The organism is Pseudomonas sp. TAE6080 (assembly GCF_018732265.1).
In the GTDB taxonomy this organism is placed as follows: domain Bacteria; phylum Pseudomonadota; class Gammaproteobacteria; order Pseudomonadales; family Pseudomonadaceae; genus Aquipseudomonas; species Aquipseudomonas brenneri.
The window spans coordinates 130,674-137,507 of the sequence record NZ_JAHIDY010000014.1; the positions used below are offsets into that span (position 1 = coordinate 130,674).

A 6,834-nucleotide genomic window follows, 5' to 3' on the forward strand; every position below is an offset into this window, starting at 1 on the left:
GCCTGGCTTCTACAGGTTCGTCACCTGCCCCAGCAGCCATTGCTTGAACGCCAGCATCGCCGGGGTTTCGGTGCGTGACTGCAGGCGCGTCAGCCAGTAACTACCCGTAGTGATGCCCACATCGAACGGCTGGCGAATCACGTCCTGGGCCAACTGCCGCGAGAACATCAGTGCCGGCGCCAGGGCCACACCACTGCCTTGCAGGGCAGCCTCCATCATCGCCAGGGACGAGTCGAACACGATGCTGCGCGGCACCAGGGTGTCGGCGGGCAAGCCTGCGGCCTGGAACCAGAGGCTCCACTCATCCGTCCGGTAAGAACGCAATAACGTGTGCTTCAACACATCGCCCGGGCCGTGCAGTTGGCGGGCAATCGACGGCACACACAACACCGTCAGTGGCGCCACCAGCAACTCATAAGCGTGGGTACCATGCCACGCGCCAGCACCAAAGCGGATCGCATAATCCAACCCTTCGGCTGCTACATCCACGCGGTTGTTATGGGTGGACAGCCGCAGGTCGATAAACGGGTAGCGCGCCTGAAACTCCGCCAGGCGTGGCAGCAGCCAGCCCACCGCAAACGTACCCACCGCGCCTACCGTCAGCACTTCTCGATAATGCCCAGCCTGGAACTGGCCGAGGGTCTGGGCAATGCGGTCGAAGGACTCGCGCAGCACCGGCAGCAACGTCTCCCCCTCGCTGGTGAGCATCAAGCCACGGGGCAGACGCTTGAACAGGGTGACATTGAGCTGTGCCTCCAGGCTCTTGACCTGGTGGCTGACTGCCGCCTGGGTCACGCACAGTTCGATGGCCGCCCGGGTAAAGCTCAAGTGCCGGGCAGAGGCTTCGAAGGCACGCAGGGCGTTAAGGGGCAAATGGGAACGCAACATGATCTAAGCCCAAATTTTTCTAATGACTGGTGCGAGATATCATCGGTTGTCCAGGCTCGGCAAACTGCCTATCTTGGCCACGCCTGCGCAGGCAGCAGTTACCCGATCATCTTCATGGAAGCGACATCATCATGTACGAACATGTGCGCAACGTCACGATTCTCAGCCTATTGCTCGGCGCCGGCAACTGCATGGCCGCTGCCGACCTGCGCCAGGTGGTGGATGCCACCGTCAAGCCCTTGATGCAGCAACAGGCCATTCCCGGCCTGGCGGTCGCCATTGTGCAGGACGGCAAGGCCCGATACTTTAACTACGGTGTCGCCGCAATGGACAGCCAACAGCCCATCAGCGAAAACACCCTGTTCGAGATCGGCTCGGTGAGCAAGACCTTCACCGCGACCCTGGCCGGCTATGCCCAGGCCACCGGCAAACTGAAGCTGTCGGAGCCGGCCAGCCACTACTTGCCAGCCTTGCGCGGCAGCCTTTTCGACCACATCAGCGTACTTCACCTGGGCACCTACACGGCCGGCGGGCTGCCGTTGCAGTTCCCATCCGAGGCGGACAATGCGCAGCACATGATCAGCTACTTCCAGCACTGGAAGGCCGCTTTCGCCCCCGGCACCCAGCGCCAGTATTCCAACCCCAGCCTGGGCCTGTTCGGCTATCTGGCGGCGCAAAGCCTGCAGCAACCTTTCGACGTGGTGATGGAACAGACCCTGCTGCCCAAGCTCGGGCTCAAGCACACCTATCTCACGGTGCCCAAGGCACAAATGGGCCTGTACGCCCAGGGCTATGACAAGGCCGGCAAGCCGGTGCGCGTCAGCCCTGGGGCGCTGGACAGCGAAGCCTACGGGGTGAAGACCAGCCCGGCGGACCTGATCCGCTACGTAGCGGTGAACATGAACCCAACGAACCTGGAAAAGCCCTTGCAAGCGGCGATCGCCACCACTCACACCGGCTACTACACCGCCAACGGCACCACCCAGGGGCTGGGCTGGGAAATGTCCGCCTACCCACTGACCGTTGACACCCTGATGGCGCGAAACTCAACGGCCTGGGCAATGGAGCCGCACAAGGTCAACTGGCTGACCCCACCGCAACCTTTGCAAACCAACACGCTGGTCAACAAGACCGGCTCTACCGGTGGTTTTGGCGCCTATGTAGCCTACGTGCCGAGCAAGGCCATCGGCGTAGTGATCCTGGCAAACAAGAACTACCCCAATGCCGAACGAGTGAAAGCGGCCCATGCGATCTTGCAGGCCATGGAGCAATAACCGACCTGGACAATTTTTGAACCCACCACACTCCAATGTGGGAGCGGGCTTGCTCGCGAATGCGGTGAACCAGTCGACATATCCGGCGACTGACACACTGCATTCGCGAGCAAGCCCGCTCCCACAGGGAAGCAGCTTCGCGGGCTGGTCTTCAGGCGGCCAAGCCCTTCCCCGCCCGTTCCAGATTGCGCCACAACCAGGACGGCAACACATCCGGATCGAGGCTGTCGATCAGGTTCTTCAGGCCCAACCCCAACTCCGTATCCCCCTCGATCACCAGCCGCCGGCGGAAGAACAAGGTGTCCGGGTCTTCCTGGCGGCTGGCCAATAACAGGAACTCACGCCAGTTGCCGCTGATGGTCACCTGGGCCTCGGCGCGTTCGGCGATGCGCAACCCGTCGCGGCCCAGGGTCAGGTACCAGCACAAGCCCAGGTCGGGAATGCGCAGGCACATCCAGCGCCCGCGCAGCAGTTCGAAGCCGCCATCGCGCAAGGGTTCGGCCAGGCAGCGATTCAACGCCTGTTGCAACGCCAGGCGTTGCACCACAAATGGCACCTTGCGCATCAGCGGCAATAAACGGTCGGCGCCCTTGAGCAGCCATTGCTTGCGATTCAGCACAGCCCCACCTCCTCGACCCGCAACATCCCGGCCTGGCCATGCCAGTAGCCATTGCAGCCCTCGACAAACAGTGGCGGTGTGGCGCCCTGGCGGACCCGGTCGAAGGCTTCGACGATGCCCACCATGCCTTGCGCCCGCGGGCTCAGGCGCAGCAGGTCGGCGCCGCAACTGACCAGCCCCGGATAGTCGGCCAGCAAGTTGGTGACCTCCGCCGACATAGTCTGGATGCCATTTAACGTAAACAGCGCCTGCCCTTCCTGGCTGCTCAAGGCCATGCCATCGGGGTAATTGAGGCAACAGAACTGGCAGTCATCCTTGGGCCGGTTCTCGGCACGGGCAGTGAAGCAACGCGCCGAATAGGCCAGGGGCAGATGCCCATAGGCGAAGACTTCCACTTCAGGCAACGGCCGGCCCAGCTCACGCACCTGCTCCAACACATCGCCAATCAGCGCGGCCGAGCATTCTACCGGCGGCACCCAGCGCATCATCCCGGCATCCAGCAATTGCACCAGGGCGTGGCCGTTATACAGATTCAACGCCGGGCCGCCGACAAAGGGCAACTTGCGCTCGGCGAGCAATTGCACCGCGCCCATGTCATTGGCCTCGACCAACACCTCGCCGTTGTCACACAGGCGACGCAGGCTCGACAGCTCCGATGCGGCCTCGATCAGGGTCAGGCTCGACAGTACGATTTGCGCGTTGCCCGCCGAGTGCAATTCGCGGCCCAGGCCCAACCATTGATCGAGGTTGAACGCGCGGCGCTTGGAGCACACGGTTTCCCCCAGGTAGATCACATCCAGCGCCAGGTTGGCCATCTCGCAGTAGAACTGCCCCAGTTGTTGCTTATCCCAATAAAACAGCACCGGTCCCAGGCTGAGTTTCATGTGCGGTTCCTCATTGCCACGAACGATGGTAGGCGCCCAGGGTGGTCTGGCTGCCTTCGGATAGACCGGCCAGCACGCTGCGCCACTGGTCCTTGACCACAAAGCGTTCCGGCGCACTGCGGTGGGCGTCCAGCGCCGCGCGCCAGACCCCGGTGACTTGCTCGACATACGCCGGGCTACGTTGCCGACCTTCGATTTTCACCGCTTCCACGCCCATGGCGATCAACTCGGGGATCAGGTCCAGGGTATCGAGGCTGGTGGGTTCTTCGAGGGCATGGAAGCGCTTGCCATCGACCATGAAACGGCCCTTGCACAGGGTCGGATAGCCCGCCGGCTCGTCCGGGGTATAGCGGTCGATCAACACTTCGCTCAGGCGCGCGCTCAGGCCGTCGGCGTCTTCGCTCCAGCGCACCGCCTTGGCCGGCGAGCACACGCCGCACAGGTTCGGTGATTCGCCAGTGATGTAGGAAGACAGATGGCAACGGCCCTCAGCCATGATGCACAGGCTGCCGAAACCAAAGACCTCAATCGGCACCGCGCTGCTGGCGGCGACGTGCTTGACCTGGGCCAGCGACAGCACCCGTGGCAGCACCGCACGACGGATGCCGTAGCGCTCGGCGTAGAACTGCAAGGCCGCCGCATGGGTCGCCGAACCCTGTACCGAGAGGTGCAAGGCCATCTGCGGATGACGGCTACTGGCGTATTGCAGCACGCCCGGGTCACCGGCAATCAGCGCATCCACGCCATGGTCGGCGGCGCGATCCACTGCCCGTTGCCAGCGCTCCCAGCCCTTGGGCTGCGGATAAGTATTGACCGCCACATACAGCTTGCGCTGGTGCTGGCGGATATGGGCGACGGCGCCGTCGAATTGCTTGTCGTCCATATTCAGCCCGGCAAAATGCCGGGCGTTGGTGTCGTCGCGAAACCCCACGTACACCGCATCGGCACCTTGGCGCACGGCGGCTTTAAGCGCAGGCAGATTACCTGCCGGGCAGACCAGTTGCATGGTTGATCCTCATCAAAAAAACTATCGCACTTGTGTAGCTGCAAGCCCGCTCCCACATTGACCACCACCATCGGCAGCGTCGGCAGTTACTGCATCAGTTCGGCAAAGGACACGAACCGCACCAGCCCGCCCTTTTCCACCAACTGCTCGCGCTCCACAATCGCCAAACCATCGGCCCAGCACGCCGCGCTCAGCATCGCCGAGCTTTGCCGTGGGTGCAGGGTGACGCGCGCCTGGCCATCGATGCCCGGCGCCAGGCGTGCGCGCAGGTATTGCCGGCGACGGTTGCGCTGGGGCCACACAAAGTCGGCGGGCAGCAACATCGGCGCCGATGTGACCTCAGTCACACCCTGGGCGCGCAACAGAAACGGGCGGACCACCACCAATGCGGTAATCAGCGCCGCCGAAGGATTGCCCGGCAAGCCGATCCACGGTTTGCCGGCTACATCGCCAAAGGCCAGGGGTTTGCCCGGCTGGATTGCCAGGCGCCAAAAATCCACGCGGCCCAGTTCCTTGATCGCTTGCTTGAGGTGGTCCTCCTCGCCCACCGACACCCCACCGGAGGTCAGCAGCAGGTCGCATTCCGAGGACGCCAGGGTCAATGCATCGCGGCTGACGGCCAGTTCATCGGCCATCACCCCATAGTCATGCACTTCAACGCCCCAGCCTTGCAGCAGCGCCGCCAGGCAGTGGCGATTGCTGTTGTAGATCTGCCCCGGTGCCAGGTGATCACCCGGCTCACGCAGTTCATCGCCACTGCTCAACAGGCACACGCGCAACGGTCGATAGACCTTGACCTGGGCCAGCCCGGCGGCCGCAAGCAAGCCTAATTCCTGGGCACGCAGACGCTTGCCGGCTGGCAATAGCAAGGCGCCCTGGGTCACCTCTTCACCTTGCTTGCGCACATGTTCACCGGTCCGCATCGGCGGGCACCAGATGCGCTGGCCGTAGACCCGGCAACGCTCCTGGGGCACCACGGTGTCGGCACCGGCCGGCAACGGCGCACCGGTAAAAATCCGCATGGTCTGCCCGCTGACCAGCGCGGTCGCGGCTTCCTCGCCTGCGGCAATCCGCCCGGCCAGACGCAGGTAGCCGCCCTCGGCCGGCAAGTCAGCAGCACGCAGCGCGTAGCCGTCCATGGCGCTGTTGTCCCAGGCCGGCAGGTTCACCGGGGAAAAGATATCGCTGGCCAACACCCGGCCCAGGGCCAAGGCGGTTTTAACCTGTTGGGTGGACGGCGGCGGTGGTGCCTGGGCCAACAGGCGGTCGATGGCCTCATCCACCGGGATCAACTCGCCGCTTTCACACACCGATAGGTTCATGACCGCGCCTCGCAGGCTTGCAGGGTTTGGGCGACCTGGGGCTTGAGGTGCGGGGCGAAATTGCATGGCCCGGTGCGGCTGTCCAGTTGCCCCAGCAGGATCTTGTCCCAACCGGTACGGCACGCGCCTGGCGAGCCGGGCATGCAACACACCAGCACACCATTGCTCATGCCGGCCAGGGCACGCGACTGCAAGGTCGACATGCCGATCTCTTCCAGGGAAACCTGGCGAAACAGCTCGCCAAAACCTTCGACATGCTTGTCCAGCAACGGCAGCACCGCTTGCGGAGTGTTGTCCCGCGCAGTGAAACCGGTGCCACCGGTGGTGAGGATCACCTGCACCTGCGGGTCGGCGATCCATTGCGAAAGCCGTGCGCGGATCTGGTAGATGTCGTCTACCACCAGGGCCCGGTCGATCAGTTCGTGACCGGCCGCTTGCACGCGATCGCACAGGGTTTGCCCGGAGGTATCGTTGTCAAAGTTGCGCGTGTCGCTGATGGTCAGTACAGCGATATTCAGCGAGACAAAATTGCGTTGAGTCAGATGTGCCATGGTGAAAATCCCGGGATAAATGAGCAATGGCCCAGCCTGCACCGCAAAGGTCGGCGGGCCTATTCCTCCGAGGAGGTACCTCTAGGCGGCGTCAGGGCGCCAGGCGGCTGCGCTGCCAGATGCCGTCGTGGCGACGGTAATCGAGGCGGTCGTGCAGGCGGTCGGCGCGGCCTTGCCAGAACTCCACGCGCTCGGGCTGCAGGCAATAGCCGCCCCACTCCGGCGGGCGCGGCGGGTGTTGCCCGGCAAAGCGCTGGGTGACGTCGCGCAGGCGCCCTTCCAGCTGTCTC

8 protein-coding genes are annotated in these 6,834 nt (G+C 63.6%); 1 reads left to right on the forward strand and 7 read right to left on the reverse strand.

What is annotated here, in order from left to right; all coding sequences use genetic code 11:
- Nucleotides 1-9: 9 nt before the first annotated feature.
- Nucleotides 10-888 (reverse strand): LysR family transcriptional regulator, encoded by an 879-nt coding sequence (locus KL786_RS13190; RefSeq protein WP_215517878.1) that lies wholly within the window; start codon nucleotides 886-888, stop codon nucleotides 10-12.
- Between the two features lie 131 nt (nucleotides 889-1,019).
- Here KL786_RS13190 and ampC point away from each other — a divergent pair, with 131 nt between their 5' ends.
- Nucleotides 1,020-2,162, forward strand: a complete 1,143-nt coding sequence (ampC, locus tag KL786_RS13195) for a class C beta-lactamase (protein ID WP_215517879.1) — start codon at nucleotides 1,020-1,022, stop codon at nucleotides 2,160-2,162.
- Between the two features lie 151 nt (nucleotides 2,163-2,313).
- Here ampC and ubiT read toward each other — a convergent pair whose 3' ends face one another.
- The 6 genes from ubiT to KL786_RS13225 form a co-directional block, all read right to left on the reverse strand.
- A complete protein-coding gene (ubiT, locus tag KL786_RS13200; protein WP_215517880.1) occupies nucleotides 2,314-2,781 on the reverse strand; it encodes a ubiquinone anaerobic biosynthesis accessory factor UbiT in 468 nt (155 codons plus the stop codon).
- On the reverse strand, nucleotides 2,775-3,665 hold the full coding sequence (locus KL786_RS13205) for a U32 family peptidase (protein ID WP_215517881.1): 891 nt from the start codon (nucleotides 3,663-3,665) through the stop codon (nucleotides 2,775-2,777). Before KL786_RS13205 ends, ubiT begins: the two co-directional genes overlap by 7 nt.
- Nucleotides 3,666-3,675: 10 nt before the next feature.
- Nucleotides 3,676-4,671 (reverse strand): ubiquinone anaerobic biosynthesis protein UbiU, encoded by a 996-nt coding sequence (gene ubiU, locus KL786_RS13210; RefSeq protein ID WP_215517882.1) that lies wholly within the window; start codon nucleotides 4,669-4,671, stop codon nucleotides 3,676-3,678.
- A gap of 86 nt (nucleotides 4,672-4,757) precedes the next feature.
- The gene (locus tag KL786_RS13215; protein ID WP_215517883.1) at nucleotides 4,758-5,993 is read right to left on the reverse strand and encodes a molybdopterin molybdotransferase MoeA; all 1,236 of its coding nucleotides are present in this window, start codon (nucleotides 5,991-5,993) and stop codon (nucleotides 4,758-4,760) included.
- Nucleotides 5,990-6,544 carry a molybdenum cofactor biosynthesis protein B gene (gene moaB / locus KL786_RS13220; protein WP_215517884.1) on the reverse strand — a complete coding sequence of 185 codons (555 nt, stop codon included), beginning with the start codon at nucleotides 6,542-6,544 and terminating at the stop codon, nucleotides 5,990-5,992. The genes KL786_RS13215 and moaB overlap by 4 nt, the downstream gene beginning before the upstream one ends.
- Nucleotides 6,545-6,635: 91 nt before the next feature.
- The coding region (locus tag KL786_RS13225; protein ID WP_286675724.1) for a pyridoxine 5'-phosphate oxidase C-terminal domain-containing protein at nucleotides 6,636-6,834 on the reverse strand (199 nt) is incomplete at its 5' end.

What these genes read in the sequence shown, in the direction of transcription:
- KL786_RS13190 (WP_215517878.1), bottom strand. Translation starts at nt 888, where the DNA reads ATGTTGCGTTCCCATTTGCCCCTTAACGCCCTGCGTGCCTTCGAAGCC.
- ampC (WP_215517879.1), top strand. Translation starts at nt 1,020, where the DNA reads ATGTACGAACATGTGCGCAACGTCACGATTCTCAGCCTATTGCTCGGC.
- KL786_RS13205 (WP_215517881.1), bottom strand. Translation starts at nt 3,665, where the DNA reads ATGAAACTCAGCCTGGGACCGGTGCTGTTTTATTGGGATAAGCAACAA.
- ubiU (WP_215517882.1), bottom strand. Translation starts at nt 4,671, where the DNA reads ATGCAACTGGTCTGCCCGGCAGGTAATCTGCCTGCGCTTAAAGCCGCC.
- KL786_RS13215 (WP_215517883.1), bottom strand. Translation starts at nt 5,993, where the DNA reads ATGAACCTATCGGTGTGTGAAAGCGGCGAGTTGATCCCGGTGGATGAG.
- moaB (WP_215517884.1), bottom strand. Translation starts at nt 6,544, where the DNA reads ATGGCACATCTGACTCAACGCAATTTTGTCTCGCTGAATATCGCTGTA.